This window comes from Klebsiella huaxiensis (assembly GCF_003261575.2).
GTDB lineage: Bacteria > Pseudomonadota > Gammaproteobacteria > Enterobacterales > Enterobacteriaceae > Klebsiella > Klebsiella huaxiensis.
In genome coordinates, this window is record NZ_CP036175.1 from 4,099,610 (window position 1) to 4,115,749 (window position 16,140).

General features: G+C 54.0%; 16 protein-coding genes. 11 read left to right on the plus strand and 5 right to left on the minus strand.

Translation table 11 applies throughout. The features are described from left to right. Window positions 1-2 precede the first annotated feature (2 nt). The 3 genes from glsA to cobO are packed head-to-tail and all read left to right on the plus strand — an operon-like array spanning window position 3 to window position 3,280. Complete coding sequence (gene glsA, locus DA718_RS19640; protein WP_112214465.1) at window positions 3-1,004, plus strand: glutaminase A; 1,002 nt, start codon at window positions 3-5, stop codon at window positions 1,002-1,004. 11 nt (window positions 1,005-1,015) lie between these two features. Then, window positions 1,016-2,668 (plus strand): class I fumarate hydratase, encoded by a 1,653-nt coding sequence (locus tag DA718_RS19645; protein ID WP_112214466.1) that lies wholly within the window; start codon window positions 1,016-1,018, stop codon window positions 2,666-2,668. Window positions 2,669-2,677: 9 nt separating this feature from the next. Beyond that, window positions 2,678-3,280 (plus strand): cob(I)yrinic acid a,c-diamide adenosyltransferase, encoded by a 603-nt coding sequence (cobO, locus tag DA718_RS19650; RefSeq protein WP_112214467.1) that lies wholly within the window; start codon window positions 2,678-2,680, stop codon window positions 3,278-3,280. A 163-nt stretch (window positions 3,281-3,443) separates the two neighbouring features. Here the strand turns inward: cobO and DA718_RS19655 are convergent, their stop codons facing one another. Both DA718_RS19655 and DA718_RS19660 read right to left on the minus strand, forming a co-directional pair. Continuing rightward, on the minus strand, window positions 3,444-4,346 hold the full coding sequence (locus DA718_RS19655; protein ID WP_110277294.1) for a LysR family transcriptional regulator: 903 nt from the start codon (window positions 4,344-4,346) through the stop codon (window positions 3,444-3,446). A 388-nt stretch (window positions 4,347-4,734) separates the two neighbouring features. Beyond that, on the minus strand, window positions 4,735-5,415 hold the full coding sequence (locus DA718_RS19660; RefSeq protein ID WP_112214468.1) for a helix-turn-helix transcriptional regulator: 681 nt from the start codon (window positions 5,413-5,415) through the stop codon (window positions 4,735-4,737). A gap of 381 nt (window positions 5,416-5,796) precedes the next feature. Between DA718_RS19660 and otnK the strand changes: the two genes are divergently transcribed. Genes otnK through DA718_RS19700 form a run of 8 tightly spaced genes read left to right on the plus strand, consistent with a single transcriptional unit; the run spans window position 5,797 to window position 12,553 of the window. Then, window positions 5,797-7,053: a 3-oxo-tetronate kinase gene (gene otnK / locus DA718_RS19665; RefSeq protein WP_112214469.1), complete on the plus strand. Its 1,257-nt coding sequence runs from the start codon at window positions 5,797-5,799 to the stop codon at window positions 7,051-7,053. Beyond that, window positions 7,050-7,694: a 3-oxo-tetronate 4-phosphate decarboxylase gene (gene otnC, locus DA718_RS19670; RefSeq protein WP_112214470.1), complete on the plus strand. Its 645-nt coding sequence runs from the start codon at window positions 7,050-7,052 to the stop codon at window positions 7,692-7,694. Before otnK ends, otnC begins: the two co-directional genes overlap by 4 nt. Before the next feature lie 6 nt (window positions 7,695-7,700). Continuing rightward, window positions 7,701-8,510, plus strand: coding sequence for a DeoR/GlpR family DNA-binding transcription regulator (locus DA718_RS19675; protein WP_181421913.1), 810 nt, complete (start codon window positions 7,701-7,703; stop codon window positions 8,508-8,510). Further along, entirely contained in the window at window positions 8,491-9,267 is a 777-nt protein-coding gene (locus DA718_RS19680) for a hydroxypyruvate isomerase family protein (protein WP_112214471.1), read from the plus strand. Before DA718_RS19675 ends, DA718_RS19680 begins: the two co-directional genes overlap by 20 nt. 28 nt (window positions 9,268-9,295) lie before the next feature. Next, window positions 9,296-10,108: a beta-keto acid cleavage family enzyme gene (locus DA718_RS19685; protein ID WP_112214472.1), complete on the plus strand. Its 813-nt coding sequence runs from the start codon at window positions 9,296-9,298 to the stop codon at window positions 10,106-10,108. A 19-nt stretch (window positions 10,109-10,127) separates the two neighbouring features. Then, entirely contained in the window at window positions 10,128-11,474 is a 1,347-nt protein-coding gene (locus tag DA718_RS19690) for a bile acid:sodium symporter family protein (RefSeq protein ID WP_112214473.1), read from the plus strand. Between the two features lie 6 nt (window positions 11,475-11,480). Further along, complete coding sequence (locus DA718_RS19695; RefSeq protein WP_112214586.1) at window positions 11,481-11,900, plus strand: GlcG/HbpS family heme-binding protein; 420 nt, start codon at window positions 11,481-11,483, stop codon at window positions 11,898-11,900. Beyond that, window positions 11,897-12,553 carry an aspartate/glutamate racemase family protein gene (locus DA718_RS19700; protein WP_112214474.1) on the plus strand — a complete coding sequence of 219 codons (657 nt, stop codon included), beginning with the start codon at window positions 11,897-11,899 and terminating at the stop codon, window positions 12,551-12,553. The genes DA718_RS19695 and DA718_RS19700 overlap by 4 nt, the downstream gene beginning before the upstream one ends. Before the next feature lie 226 nt (window positions 12,554-12,779). Here the strand turns inward: DA718_RS19700 and sucD are convergent, their stop codons facing one another. The 3 genes from sucD to odhB form a co-directional block, all read right to left on the minus strand. Beyond that, window positions 12,780-13,649 carry a succinate--CoA ligase subunit alpha gene (gene sucD / locus DA718_RS19705; protein ID WP_110277304.1) on the minus strand — a complete coding sequence of 290 codons (870 nt, stop codon included), beginning with the start codon at window positions 13,647-13,649 and terminating at the stop codon, window positions 12,780-12,782. After that, on the minus strand, window positions 13,649-14,815 hold the full coding sequence (gene sucC, locus DA718_RS19710; protein WP_110277305.1) for an ADP-forming succinate--CoA ligase subunit beta: 1,167 nt from the start codon (window positions 14,813-14,815) through the stop codon (window positions 13,649-13,651). Before sucC ends, sucD begins: the two co-directional genes overlap by 1 nt. Window positions 14,816-14,919: 104 nt before the next feature. Next, window positions 14,920-16,140 (minus strand): 2-oxoglutarate dehydrogenase complex dihydrolipoyllysine-residue succinyltransferase, encoded by a 1,221-nt coding sequence (gene odhB / locus DA718_RS19715; RefSeq protein ID WP_112214475.1) that lies wholly within the window; start codon window positions 16,138-16,140, stop codon window positions 14,920-14,922.

The following is a 16,140-nucleotide window of genomic DNA, read 5'->3' on the forward strand; positions in this document are numbered from 1 at the left end:
CCATGAATGTAAAGTTTCTCAGCACGTGCATCTTAACTGCCAGCTTACTGTTTAGCGCCACGACACTGGCGCAGAACACGCCGGATTACGCCAATATTATCGAACAGGCGCACCAGAAATATAAAAGTAACCACGACGGTAAAGTCGCCGACTACATCCCTGCCCTGGCGACCTACAGTCCTGACAATTTCGCCATCACCCTTGCCACGGTCGACGGCAAAATTTATCAGGTCGGCGACGTAAAAAAAGCGTTTCCGATGGAGTCCCTGAGCAAGGTTTTCACGCTGGCACTGGCGATGGAGCAGCGCGGGCCGCAGGAAGTTTTAGATAAACTCGGTGCCAATGCCACCGGCCTGCCCTTCAACTCCGGCTTAGCGGTGGAATTAACCAAAGGGGCCCCGGAGAACCCGTTAGTCAATGCAGGAGCCATGAGCACCGTCAGTCTGATTAAAGCACAAGACAAAACCGATCGCTGGAACAAAATCCTCAACAATCTCAACGCCTGGGCCGATGCCTCACTCACCGTTAACGAGCCGGTATTCAAATCCGAAATGGAAACTAACCAGCATAACCAGGCGCTGGCGATGCTGATGAACTCTTATAACAGCTTCTATGGCGATACCCAGGAAGCCGTCGAAATTTATACCCGCCAGTGCTCGGTGGATATCACCGTTGAACAACTCGCCAAAATGGGGGCCGTACTCGCCAACAAAGGCCAATCCCCCTTCAACGGCAAACAGTTGCTAAATGAAAGCTATGTCCCGCAGGTGCTGGCGGAAATGGCGATTGCCGGGCTGTACGACGGCAGCGGCAAGTGGCTGTACACCGTGGGTATCCCGGCGAAATCCGGCGTTGGCGGCGGAATGGTTGCCGTGGTGCCAGGACAATACGCCATTGCAGTCTACTCTCCCCCGCTGGATGAAGCCGGTAACAGCGTTCGCGCCCAGCAGACCATCGAATATGTCGCCCATGCGACCCAGGCCAATCTCTTTTTAGCAAAATAGTGAGACGTAAAATGTCTAAACCCTTTGTCTGGCAGGAACTCTTTGTTCAAAGCAAAGATAATACAGAGTATGAATTACTGAGCAGTCAACACGTTACGGTGACGGAGTTAGATGGGGAAGAAGTCATCAAAGTCGCTCCGGAGGCGTTAACTCTGTTATCTCAGCAGGCGTTTTATGAGGCTTCATTTTTCCTGCGTAGCGGGCATTTAAAACAGATTGCCAGCATTTTGCGCGACCCGCAGGCCAGCAGTAACGATAAGTACGTCGCTCTCCAGCTGCTACGCAATGCCGAAGTCTCAGCCAAAGGCGTGCTACCAAACTGCCAGGACACCGGCACCGCAACCATTGTGGCGAGTAAAGGCCAGAACGTCTGGACCGGTTGCGACGATGCCGAAGCTTTAAGTAAGGGCATCTACACCACGTTTCAGGAAAACAATCTTCGCTACTCGCAAAACGCGCCGCTGGATATGTACACCGAAGTGAATACCCATACCAACCTGCCCGCGCAGATCGACATCAGCGCTACGCAAGGTAGTGAATATCGCTTCCTGTTCGTCAATAAAGGCGGTGGTTCGGCCAATAAAGCGGCGCTATTTCAGGAAACCAAATCGATTCTACAGCCGGAGAAACTCACCGCTTTCCTGACCGAAAAAATGAAATCGCTGGGCACCGCCGCCTGTCCGCCGTATCACATCGCTTTTGTTGTAGGTGGCCTCTCCGCCGATCAGGCGCTGAAGGTGGCAAAGCTGGCATCAACGAAATACTACGATAACCTGCCCACCGAAGGGAATGAACTGGGCCAGGCGTTTCGTGATACCGCGATGGAAACCACCTTGCTCAACGCCAGCCGCGAATTCGGCATCGGTGCGCAGTTTGGCGGTAAATACTTCGCCCACGATATTCGCGTCATTCGCCTGCCGCGTCACGGCGGCTCCTGTCCGATCGCCATGGCCCTCTCCTGCTCCGCCGACCGTAATATCAAAGCGAAAATCAACAAGCACGGCATCTGGCTGGAGAAACTGGAACATAACCCGGGTAAATTTATTCCCGAATCCTGCCGCGTGGAAAACAGCGGTCAAACCGTACAGCTTAACCTGAACCGACCGCTGCATGAGATCCTGCGCGACATGTCCACCCTGCCGGTCGGTACCCGATTGTCGCTGAGTGGGCCAATTGTCGTTGCCCGCGATATCGCCCATGCCAAGATCAAAGAACGTCTGGATAACGGCGAGTCGATGCCGGAATACATGAAAAACCATATCGTCTATTACGCAGGCCCGGCGAAAACCCCGGACAATCAGGCCTGCGGCTCAATGGGGCCAACCACCGGCGGACGCATGGACGGTTATGTCGATGCCTTCCAGGCGGCGGGCGGCAGCCTGATCATGCTTTCCAAAGGCAATCGCAGCCAGCAGGTGACCGACGCCTGCCAAAAACATCGGGGATTTAACCTCGGCAGCATTGGCGGTGCGGCGGCCCTGCTGACACAGCAGTATATCAAGAGCCTGCACTGCCTTGAGTATCCCGAGCTGGGGATGGAAGCGGTGTGGATGATGGAAGTCGAAAACCTGCCCGCCTTTGTGCTGGTGGATGACAAAGGGAATAACTTCTTCAGCCAGTTTGAGCAGCAGCATCGCTGCGCAACCTGTCCGGCCGGACATTAAGGAGCCAATATGCAAGCGCGAGGAAATACCGACCGTCACCGCCTGCGCCAGCAGAAGCTAAAAGAGCAGGTTGATACCCGCGTGGCGGCGGCGACGGAGAAAAAAGGCGTTCTGATCGTTTTCACCGGAAACGGCAAAGGCAAATCCACCGCCGCCTTTGGTACCGCGACGCGCGCCGTCGGGCACGGCAAAATCGTCGGCGTCGCGCAGTTTATTAAAGGCCAGTGGGATAACGGTGAATACAACACGCTGCATCCGCTGGGCGTGGAATTTCACATCATGGGCACCGGCTTTACCTGGGAAACGCAAAACCGAGAGGCCGATATTCAGGCGGCAACAGCGGTATGGCAGGAGAGTAAGCGTATGCTGGCCGACCCGCACTACGATCTGGTGGTGCTGGATGAACTCACCTATATGCTGGCTTATCACTATCTGGATACAGAGGAAGTGATTGCCGCAATTGTGAATCGCCCGCCACAGCAGAGCGTGATTATCACCGGACGCGGCTGTCACGCCCGATTGTTGGATCTTGCCGATACGGTGAGTGAACTTCGCCCGGTGAAGCACGCGTTTGATAGCGGTATTCAGGCACAAGTGGGCATCGATTGGTAGTTTTATCCGATTCGCTTTTCTCCCGGCTCGCGCTGCGCTTGGCCGAGCTATGGGTCCTGTAGGCCGGATAAGACGCCTTCGCGTCGCCATCCGGCAATCATGCGACGTCAATGCCGGATGGCGGCGTAAACGCCTTATCCGGCCTACGAAACCAGAGGTGCCATCAGGTGGCCGACACCAGCGATTTATGCAATAACCAGTCGCGGAATACCTGTAAATGCCGGGATTCCGCTTTATCTTCCTGCCACGTCATAATAAAACGGTTTCCGGTGCGAATCGGCACATCGCAAGGAATTACCATCTCGCCGCTATCGAGATCGTGCTGAATGGCAAAACGCGGTAACAGCGCCACCCCCAGATTCGAACGCACCGCCGCAATCAGCATCGATAGCAGGTCAAAACGCGGGCCGATATTAATCTGCGCGCTGGTAATATTCGACAACGCGAACCACTCCTGCCAGCCGTGAATTCGTGTGCTCTGATGCAACAACGGAAATTCACCCAGCAATTCCTCGACCGCCAGCTTTTGACCAGGGTCCGATAGCAGCCCGCAGCCGCATACCGGTAGGATCTCCTCTTCGAATAAGTACTCAACCTCCGTCCACGGCGAGCAAAAATCCTCGCGCATGATGGCGGCATCGTACTCACGGCTGAGAAAATCGCCAATATTAGCCAGCGAATGAATATTGACGATAATACCTGGGTTTAATTTATTAAACTCACGCAGATTAGGGATTAACCAGTGAGTGCTAAAGGTGGGGTTCACTGCCAGTTCAAGAACCTGCACCGTCGGCTGCCAGGTCATAATTGAATTGGTATCACGCTCCAGCTTGTTAAGCGTTTCCTTAACGATGGTCAAATAATGCTTGCCCGCCGCATTTAAAAAAATCCTTTTTTTCGCATGATTAAATAATGACGTATGGAGGAAATCCTCCAGCGCCGTGACTTGTCTGAACACGGCGCTTTGTGTTAAAGCTAACTCTTCCGCTGCTCGCGTATAGCTTTCATGGCGAGCCACAACTTCAAAGGTCACCAGCAATTCGGTTTTGGGGATTTTTCCTCTCATAACGTCTTCCATTTACGGCGTGCAAAAATTGTTTAAAAAATAAAAAAAGCGCGCAAGGACATCAGGTTATCCCCGAGTGTTATATTTTATTATCCCGTCAGATGTCATTGATCTATTCCATGATTAATGCATATTAGCAGTGATCAAATAATAACCAATAATACCCAAGCATCTCAATAAACACAATTTAAACAAGGTGTCTGACCCGCAAATAGCGTCAATAAGTTGTCAATATTTTTTCACGTTAACTTGTTTATTATCGAAGTCAGCCTGAGGGGGGGAATTAATTTTCAGCTACCAGCTATAAATTAAAATTTTCAGCGACCGGGGACACATTATGAGTGCTTCAGGAAAAATCTGTCTTGCCTTTATCCTGCCCCGGTATGGGTTATGACGATGCCGAGAGAGACTGCTGGCGGAATGATTGCGGCGAAGTGCGATGCGCCATGCGGAACACTCGACAAAAGTAGCTGGTTTGTGCGTACTGAAGCTTTCGGGCGACGCCATCTATCGAATACGCAGGATCGCCAAGCAGTTCCCCGGCTCGCTGCATTCTCTTCTGGCTCACCCAGACTTTGAAATTCACCCCCTGCTGCTTTTTAAAAAAGCGACTAAAGTAATTGGCGCTCAGGCAAACATGAGCCGCCACCGATTCGAGAGACAACTCATCATATAAATGCTCATCAATATAACGTAGGGCAGAGGCCATTTTTATTTCATGCGGTGCACGTTGCGCATAATAAAAATCACAATTTCGGCGAGATTGCTTATTCGCGTTCACTTTTATCCCCTCAACCGGCGTGACGTTATTCACAATAAAATGAAGTAATCTTTCTGCCGCCAATCGATGACTATCGTCGGTGGCCTTACTGTGGTCACAAATAATATATCCCCACACTTTTTCAAAACACATGAGGGGCAGTGAAAAGAAATTTAACCCTGCATAGCGGTCAGGCAATCGCTCCCCGCGGGTATCAATAACCACGGCGACCAGACCGGTTGCACGAGAAAAGGTCGTTGCCAACGAAGAGAAAAACCGGTGTTCATCATCCCTGTCTCTTTGCTGCACATTATTCTCCAGTAGCCTGATAGTCAGCCGCTAATATGCAGAATTTAGCGCATCAAAAGAATGACGTTAAACGCAAAAAATAATCTCATTTTCGCAGATGAATATGATCAAAATGCATGACCAACCCAACGTTCATGCAAACGCTCACTGATAGGTCAAGGAATGCCTTCTGCCCAACCCTTCTCAAACTTTAACGAATATTCACAGATTGTTGTGAGCATGATTCTGTCACCTAAGAAGAAATAATAATTACATTTCAAATGATTACATATTTTTAATACATTCACATGATGTTCTTGTTTGTGAGAATCATCATGTGAATGTGAAAGCGACTACTGAATAATATGCTCAATCAGTAAACAATCTGAACGGAGTGGAGTCATGGCCGTCACAACAGGGGTTATCGCCGACGATTTTACCGGCGCAACGGATATCGCAAGTTTTATGGCAGAACAGGGCTGGCGAGTCGCGCTATTGCCCGGAATGCCCGACCTTACGCAGCAGTGGAACGAAGAAGTTGATGCCATTGTTATCTCGCTGAAAAGCCGCTCTCTGCCCGCTGAGCAGGCCGTCGCACAATCGCTGGCTTGCGCCCGGTGGCTAAAACAAAACGCAGGCGTCAGGCAAGTCTATTTCAAATACTGCTCAACGTTTGACTCTACACCACGCGGCAATATTGGCCCGGTGAGCGATGCTCTGATGGAAGCGATGCAGGTCCCGCTTATCGTTCACTGCCCCGCCCTGCCGCAAAACGGACGCACGGTGGTGCACGGTCATCTGTTTGTCAACGGTTTACTGTTGAACGAGTCCGGCATGGAAAAGCATCCGCTTAATCCGATGACCGATGCCAATTTGTCACGCCTGCTGTCCGCGCAAACGCCAAACGCCGTTGGCAATATTGATCTCAATACCATTCGCAACGGTGTGCAAGCAGTCACTCACGCGCTGGCCAGCCTTAAAGCTGAAGGAAAACGCCACGTGATTGTCGATACGCTGGACGAAGCCGATCTCCACACGCTAGCCCAGGCGCTACACGACTCCCCCTTGTTAGCCGGAGGTTCCGGGCTCGGCGGCGCGCTGGCCGCCAACGCCGGTGCTCAGCAGACATCACCACCACAGGACTTTCCGCACCCCGTCAAAGCGGTGGTCTTTTCCGGGAGCTGTTCGGCTATGAGCAACCGTCAGGTCAATCGCTATAAAACGGCGGCGACCTCTCGTTTGCTCGACGTAGCACGCTGCCTGTCGGACGCCGAGCGCTATACCGATGAGCTATCGCAGTGGGCCATGTCGCATATCAGCGACCCGCATGCGCCGCTGATTTACGCCACCCAACCACCTGATGCGCTAAAACGCATTCAGCAAGAGTATGGCGAGCAGCCCGCCAGCCAGGCGATTGAACATACGTTTGCCCGGCTGAGCGCGAAGCTCCAGGCCGCAGGCGTGAACACCTTTATTGTTGCTGGTGGCGAGACATCCGGCACCGTCGTGGAAGCGCTACAGGTAACGCGCCTGTCCGTCGGCAAGACCATCGCCCCGGGGGTTCCATGGGTCTTCTCCGCCGAACTGGCGCTGGCGCTGAAGTCAGGCAATTTTGGCGACGAAGATTTCTTTTTTACCGCCCAGGAGTACAAATCATGAGCCAGGTGAGTGAGCAACAACTTCGCGAGCAGCTCGTCCATTATGGTCGCTCTCTATTTATGCGCGGCTACAGCAGCGGCGGCTCCGGCAACCTGAGCGTTAAGCTCGCGGATGGCGGTTATCTGGTCACCCCAACCAACTCCTGTCTGGGAGAACTTGACGCAGCAACGCTGAGCAAACTGGATGCCAACGGCGTTCATCTCAGCGGGGACAAACCGTCGAAAGAGGTGCCAATGCATCTGGCATGGTATCGCCACCGTCCCTCCTGCGGAGCTGTAGTTCATCTGCATTCGCCGTGGCTGACCGCACTCTCTTGTCTGCCGTGTGAAACACCGGAAAACTGCCTGCCGCCATTAACGCCATACTACGTGATGCGCGTCGGGCAATTGCCGCTGCTGCCCTACTTCAAACCTGGACATGAAGGCATTGCCAGCGCGCTTAGCGAAATCGCCGCTGACCACACGGCGGCACTGCTGGCCAACCACGGCCCGGTCGTCAGCGGTCGCTCACTGCGCGAAGCGGTATTTAACGCCGAGGAGCTGGAAGACAGCGCCCGCATCTGGTTGACCTTAAAACCGCTCGGTTACGTACCGCTTTCAGAAGAAGCGGTAGCCGAACTCGAACAATCCCGGCGAGCGTGAGGTGAGATGATGATCCCCGAACAACGACGTGACTTTATCTATCGCTACGTTCATGAAAAAAACGTCGCCTCATTTAATGAGCTGGCGGACTTGATGAGCGTGTCGCATATGACCGTGCGCCGCGACATTCAATTGCTGGAAGAGGAAGGCAAAGTTATCTCGATTAACGGCGGCGTGAAGCTCAATAACCTGCTGAAGTCCGAGCTGCCGTGGCGGGAAAAGGCGGAGCTGCATCATGAGGTGAAGCGCAAAATGGGTCAGCTTGCCGCCATGCTGATTGAGCCGGGGCAAACGCTGTATCTGGATGCCGGAACCTCGCTGTTTGAAGTGGCGAAAGCGGTGGCCGCCAGCCACTGTTTTAACCTAACCGTGGTGACGAACGACTTCTCCATCAGCCACTACCTGATGGACATGCCGCATATCACCCTCTATCACACCGGCGGTCTGGTGGATCAGCGCAACCGCTCAAGCCTTGGCAAAAGTGCGGCCAGCTTTTTACGCACCATTAATATCGATGTGGCGTTTCTCAGTTCATCGTCGTGGGATACCGAGCGCGGCATGTCGACCCCCAGCGAAGGCAAAGCCTCGGTCAAAGAGGCGGTTCTCACCGTTTCCCGCCGCCGGGTGCTGGTCTGCGACAGCAGTAAATTTGGCAAGTACGGGATGTTCCATATCTGCGGTCTGGATCAGCTAACCGATATTATTTCTGACAATCAGCTGCCGGATGACGCGCAACAAGCCATCGCCAATCAGGGGGTAAAACTGCACCTGGTCGATAGCCGGGAGGGGAAACATCATGCTGAAATTAGCGGCTAACCTTGACTGGTTGTTTACTGAATTGCCGATAGCAGCACGCTTTCAGGCGGCAAAAGATGCGGGTTTTCGCGGCGTGGAGGGGCTGTTCCTCTGGCAGCATCCGCTAGAGACGTTGCTGGTAGCTCAAGGGCAAACCAGCCTGCCGGTAGTGCTAATGAACGCCCCAGCAGGCCACTGGCAGCAGGGTGAACGGGGGCTGGCGGCGTTACCGGGCCGCGATGAGGAGTTTCGCCACAGCCTGAATCTGGCCCGTGAATACGCCACAGCGTTAGGCTGTCGCCGGGTTCACGTGATGTCGGGTCTGCGCTGTGATGATCTTACCCTCAACGCTCAGCGCAGTCTTCTAACCGACAGATTGCGCAGCGCCTGTGATGTGTTGGCGGAAGCGGGAATTGACGTACTTATTGAGCCATTAAATCCACATGATATGCCGGGCTATATGATTGATAACTTCCCGCTGGCCGAATCTATTATTCGCGAGGTCGGCCGGAAAAACATCGGCTTGCAGTTTGATATTTACCACTGCCAGAAAATTCACGGCGATGTGGTAAAAAATATTGAATGTTATTTTCCATTGATAAAACACTTTCAGATTGCCTCTGTTCCTTATCGTCATGAACCAGGAACGGGAGAATTAAATGAAAAGTGGATTTTCGATTTTATTGCACAACTGAATTATCAGGACTGGCTCGGCTGTGAATATCAGCCGTCAACATCAGGACCTGAATCATTACGCTGGATAACGTCTTACTTATAATTTTAATCTCTCTGTACCGGAGGAAAACATGTCGGATACCGTTATTATCTCGCTGGCGCCCGTGGCTGCGGATTGCCCCAGAGTGATACCCGAAGAACTGGCGCAGGAAATACTCGCCAGCGTGGAACATGGCGCGGCCATTGTTCATTTGCACGTTCGCGATCAACAGGGGCGCCTGACCCCGGACACCAGCGATTTTCAGGCGACCATCGACTGCGTAATGCGCCACTCAGACCTGATTATTCAGGCCTCAACCGGCGGTGTTTCAGCGATGTCCATCGCTGAACGCTGCGCCCCGCTGACCTGTCCCGGCGTGGAAATGGCCTCGCTGAACGTCGGCTCCGTCAACCTCGGCGATATGGTCTATTTTAATCCCGGTCCGGATGTTGAATATTGCTCCCGGCAAATTACCGCGCGCAATATTATTCCAGAATTTGAAATTTTCGAAATTGGCATGATTAATAACATCCTCGTTCTGCAAGATAAGATTAAATTCAAACAACCGATGTTATTTAATATCGTCCTGGGACATCGCGGCAGCACCCCAGCCACCGTTGATGCCTTAATTGCTCTGCGCAGTATGATCCCCCGCGATGCGCTATGGGGAGTTACCCATTTCGGCAGAAAGAACTTCGATATTATTGCTGCTGCAATTGGCATGGGTGCCAGCGAAGTGCGTATCGGTTTTGAAGACAGTTATTATTTAAGCGCAGAAGAACGCGCTGAACATAATTACCAGCAGGTTGCCAAACTTGCCACGTTGATTCGTAGCATGGATAAAAAAGTCGCCACGCCGGAAATAGCGCGGCAAATGTTAGCCATTCCGCCCCGGCAGCAATAACGAGGAAGGACATTTCATTATGACTATGACGAGCGTTATACATAAAGCCGGGCTCGGCGTCAGCATCGCCGGTATCGCCCTAGCGGCGATAGGCGCGCTGATGCAATCTCCCGCTCTCTGGCAACCCGGACTGGTGATGTTCACTGCTGGGTTTGCGGCAGGCGCGGGTTACTGGCCCGGACTACGCAGCTATCAGTTTACATTGTGGATCATCGCCGGTTTTGTCGCCGCGATGACCTGGTCTACAGATCTGATCGTCTGGGGCGGTTTCAATATCACCCATAAATGGATCGTGTTTTTGGTTATCCAGGCCACCATGTTCAGCATGGGTACTAAGTTGACGATCCAGGATTTTATCGACGTCGCCAAAATGCCGTGGGCGGTATTTATCGGAACCTTCTGCCACTTCGTGATCATGCCGCTGCTTGGCCTGAGCATTACACTGATCTTTGATTTTCCGCCTGAAGTGGCGGTGGGTATTCTGCTGATTGGCGCCTGTCCGAGCGGCCTCTCTTCGACGGTAATGGTGTATATCGCTAACGCCAACCTGGCGCTGGCCGTTTCCATCGCCGCAGTTTCGACGCTGGCGGCAACTGTGATGACGCCGCTATGGGTGAATTTGCTGGCCGGTTCAATGATCGATATTCAGCTCACCGCGATGGTGATGGACGTGGTGAAAATCGTGCTCATCCCTATCGGCGCGGCGATTTTACATGACTACCTGAAAACTTACGCTGGCGTGCGCGGCCGTCGAGCCGTGCAGATTCTGGCCGGGATTGGCGCTCTGTGGCTGCTGTATATGAGCGCCGGAGGCTGGGACGCACAATTCGGTTCTGCCAGCGCCGAAGCGCAAATGTACGCGGTGGTGCTGAATTTTGTCGCAGGCGGCCTCGTCTGGGCGCTGTTTTACAACTGGCTGTACGGTCGTGTCGAGGGCATTAAGAAGATCATGCCTACCATCTCAATGATCGGGATTATTTTCTTCACAACTACCGCCGCAGCAGCCGGGCGAGACAACCTGGTACAGGTCGGCTTCCTGCTCTGCTTCGCCATGCTGATGCATAACCTCGGCGGCTTCCTGATTGGCTACCTGATGAGCCGCTGGATCTTCCGCATGGATGTACAGTCCGCCCGCACCGTGGCCTTTGAAGTCGGCCTGCAAAATGGCGGCATGGCATCAGGGCTTGCCGCCGCCATGGGCAAACTGGCGACCGTCGGCCTTGCTTCGGCGGTAATGACCCCGCTTGGCAACGTCAGCGGCTCGCTGCTCGCCAACTACTGGCGTAAAAAAGATGCCCGCCAGGCGCAGGCAGCGGCCGCTCAACAGACACATCAGCCCGTTTCTGAACATCTTTCAAAAGGATAATTCATGATGACTACTCTGACCTTACAGCAAGCAATACGTGCCGTGGAGAGTGCGCTCACCCTCGCCGAGAATCGTTACGCAAATCGCCCGCTAAGCGTGGCGGTGTGCGATGCCAGCGGGGAGCTACTGAGCTTTGCCCGCATGGATACAGCCAAACTGTTAACTATCGAGCTGACCCAGCGCAAAGCGCGCACCAGCAGCCGCTTAGGCTGCACCACCCAGGCGTTTTTGCAGCGCCTGCAAAAAGAACAGTTAGATATTGGTTATTTTGCCGACCCGCGTTTTACCGCCCTGCCTGGCGGAGTTCCAATTCTGCATGACGGTAAATGCCTGGGAGCCGTCGCGGTCGGTGGCCTGTCAGCACAGGAAGATCATGATGCGGCAATAGCCGTCGCGGAAAATTTGCTTAAGGAGATTGCCCAATGAAAAAAGTCGCTATGCTACACACCAGCGCCGCCACCCTCGCCATGATGCAGCAGCTGATTGCCGACATCATGCCGGAAGTCGATGTGATGCACCTGGTTGAAGAGTCCATGATTAAACAGGTGATGAAGGCCGGCGGCGTAACACCAAATATTGCCGCCCGCATTGCTGACTATGTGCACATCGCCGAAAAAGCAGATTGCGATATTTTCATCACCGCCTGCTCTTCTATTGGCTCCGCGGTCGAACAGTGCCAGTTTATGACCCCACTCCAGCTTGCGCGTATTGATTGCGCGATGGTCGAAGAGGCCATTAGTAAAGGCGAGCGTATTGCCGTGCTGGCAACCGTCGCTACCACGCTGAAGCCGACGCTGGATTACGTGCAGCGCAAAGTCCAGGAAAGCGGTCAGCAGCGCACTATCACGCCGATATTAATGGAAGAAGCCTTCCATGCGCTGCTGGCAGGCGATATGGACACCCACGACCGTATCGTCAGCGAAGGATTACAGAACGCGTTTACTCAGGCGGATGTGGTCATGCTGGCGCAGGCCTCGATGGCGCGGGTATTACAGCAGCTCCCTGCTGCTCCACCAGTGCCGGTCATGACCTCGCCGGAAAGCGGCATTCGCTGGCTAAAGGCGCTGGCGGAAAGCTGAGTTACAGGCAAAAAAAAGGCCATCATCAGATGGCCAACCATGTCGAAACTGGACCAGCCCTTGACTATGCAGAAAGTCAGGGCTGTTTTTTTACTTATACCCGTCATACTTCAAGTTGCATGTGCGTTGGCCGCGTTCGTTCACCCCAGTCACTTACCCGAGTAAGCTCCTGGGGATTCGCTCACTTGCCGCCTGCCTGCCTGCAACTCGAATTATTTAGGGTATACTACTTAATGACTGATTTCAGCGCTTCGCCGATATCGGCCAGGCTGCGAACGGTTTTCACGCCAGCGGCTTCAAGAGCGGCGAACTTCTCATCCGCCGTCCCTTTGCCACCCGCGATGATCGCGCCCGCGTGACCCATACGTTTGCCTTTCGGCGCAGTCACACCGGCGATATAGCCGACAACCGGTTTGGTCACGTGATCTTTGATGTAGGCAGCCGCTTCTTCTTCCGCGCTGCCACCGATCTCACCGATCATGACGATCGCTTCGGTCTGCGGATCTTCCTGGAACAGCTTCAGGATATCGATAAAGTTAGAGCCCGGGATCGGGTCGCCGCCGATGCCCACGCAGGTGGACTGACCGAAACCGTAGTCGGTAGTCTGCTTAACCGCTTCGTAAGTCAGAGTACCGGAACGGGAAACGATGCCCACTTTACCCGGCTTGTGAATGTGACCCGGCATAATGCCGATTTTGCATTCGCCTGGGGTGATAACGCCCGGACAGTTCGGCCCGATCATGCGCACACCGGCTTCATCCAGCTTCACTTTCACGGTCAGCATATCCAGAGTCGGGATACCTTCGGTGATGGTGATGATCAGTTTGATGCCTGCATCGATCGCTTCCAGGATGGAATCTTTGCAGAACGGTGCCGGAACGTAGATAACCGATGCAGTCGCGCCGGTCGCGTCTACCGCTTCACGCACGGTGTTGAACACCGGCAGGCCCAGGTGAGAAGTACCGCCTTTGCCTGGCGTCACGCCGCCAACCATTTGGGTACCGTAAGCAATCGCTTGTTCAGAGTGGAAAGTCCCCTGGCTACCGGTGAAGCCCTGGCAGATAACCTTGGTATCTTTATTAATTAAAACGGACATTATTTCCCCTCCACTGCGGCAACAACCTGCTGAGCTGCATCCGTCAGACTTTTCGCTGCAATAATATTCAGGCCGCTGTCAGCCAGTTTTTTCGCGCCCAGTTCGGCGTTGTTACCTTCCAGACGAACCACTACCGGGACGTTAACGCCCACTTCGGCAACCGCGCCGATGATACCGTCGGCAATCAGGTCACAACGAACAATACCGCCGAAGATGTTAACCAGAACCGCTTTCACATTGTCATCGGAGAGGATGATTTTGAACGCTTCGGTCACGCGCTCTTTGGTCGCGCCGCCGCCAACGTCAAGGAAGTTAGCCGGTTCGCCGCCGTGCAGCTTAACGATGTCCATGGTACCCATCGCCAGGCCTGCGCCGTTAACCATGCAGCCAATGTTACCGTCCAGCGCAACGTAGTTCAGTTCCCACTGTGCTGCCTGCGCTTCGCGCGGGTCTTCCTGAGACTGGTCGCGCATTTCGCGCAGATCAGGCTGGCGGAACAGCGCGTTGCCGTCAGCGCCCAGTTTGCCGTCGAGGCAGATCAGGTCGCCCTGCTTAGTGATAACCAGCGGGTTGATTTCGATCAGCGCCAGGTCACGCTCAAGGAAAATGGTCGCCAGGCCCATAAAGATTTTGGTGAACTGCTGAACCTGCTTACCTTCCAGACCCAGTTTAAACGCCAGCTCACGGCCCTGGTAAGGCATCGGGCCCGCCAGCGGATCAATAGCAATTTTGTGGATCAGGTGCGGGGTCTCTTCCGCCACTTTTTCGATTTCCACGCCGCCTTCGGTAGAGGCCATAAAGACCACGCGACGGGAGCTACGGTCAACCACAGCGCCAAGGTACAGTTCTTTAGCGATATCGGTCGCCGCTTCAACCAGGATCTGGTTAACCGGCTGGCCGTTGGCATCTGTCTGGTAGGTCACCAGGCGTTTGCCCAGCCAATGTTCAGCAAAGGCGCGAATGTCTTCTTTGCTGTTAACCACTTTCACACCGCCCGCTTTGCCGCGGCCACCAGCGTGAACCTGACATTTCACTACCCACGGACCCGCGCCGATTTTTGAAGCGGCTTCTTCTGCTTCACGCGGAGTAGTACAGGCATAACCCACCGGCGCCGGTAAGCCATAGCGGGCAAAGAGTTGTTTTGCCTGATATTCATGTAAGTTCATGTGTTCAGTCCATCCTTCAGGTAATCGTTATCATGTAGCCGACAAAACTGCAGGCTGATGATGTTTTTATTGGCCCGGGCCTGGGCACCGGGCCATTGGGACTACTACACGTCCAGCAGCAGACGAGTCGGATCTTCCAGCAGCTCTTTAATTGCCACCAGGTAGCCTACCGATTCACGCCCGTCGATCAGACGGTGGTCGTAGGAGAGCGCCAGATACATCATTGGCAGAATCTCTACCTTACCATTAACCGCCATTGGACGGTCTTTTATGGCATGCATCCCCAGAATCGCGCTCTGCGGCGGGTTGATAATCGGCGTGGACATCAGAGAACCGAATACGCCGCCGTTGGTAATGGTAAAGTTACCGCCGGTCAGGTCATCAACGGTCAGCTTGCCGTCGCGGCCTTTGACTGCCAGCTCTTTAATTTTCTTCTCGATATCCGCCATGCCCAGCAGGTCAACATCGCGCAGGACCGGGGTTACCAGGCCGCGCGGCGTGGAGACCGCCATGCTGACATCGAAATAGTTGTGGTACACCACGTCATCGCCGTCGATAGAAGCGTTCACTTCCGGGTAACGTTTCAGCGCTTCAACAACCGCCTTCACGTAGAAGGACATGAAGCCCAGACGGATACCGTGACGTTTTTCAAACGCATCGCCGTACTGCTTGCGCAGATCCATAATCGGCTTCATGTTGACTTCGTTGAAGGTCGTCAGCATGGCGGTGGAATTTTTCGCTTCCAGCAAACGCTCGGCTACGCGTTTGCGCAGACGGGTCATCGGCACGCGTTTTTCAGAGCGGTTGCCCAGCTGTGCAGCCGGAGCCGCGGCTGCCGGTGCGGCTGGCGCTTCAGCTTTCGCCGGTACGCTCGCCAGATGTTTCTCAACGTCTTCACGGGTCAGACGGCCACCAACGCCGGTGCCTTTAATGGCCGCCGCGTCGAGGCTATGTTCCGCCAGCAGACGGCGAATCGCCGGGCTGAGCGCATCGTTATTTTGCTCTTCCAGAGAAGCCTGCTGGCGCTGGGCCGGAGTCGACTCTTTAGCATCGGCTTTCGCACTGGACTCTTTGCCCGCGCTGTTGCCTTCGCGCAGGCGGCCGAGGATCTGACGAGAAAGCACGGTAGCGCCTTCGTCTTCAATCACTGCGTCCAGAATGCCATCCGCTGAAGCCGGTACTTCCAGTACCACTTTGTCAGTTTCGATTTCTACCAGCACTTCGTCACGAACAACCGCATCGCCCGGTTTTTTATGCCAGGTGGCAACCGTTGCGTCAGCTACGGACTCAGGCAGGTCGGGAACCAGAATATCTACGCTACTCAT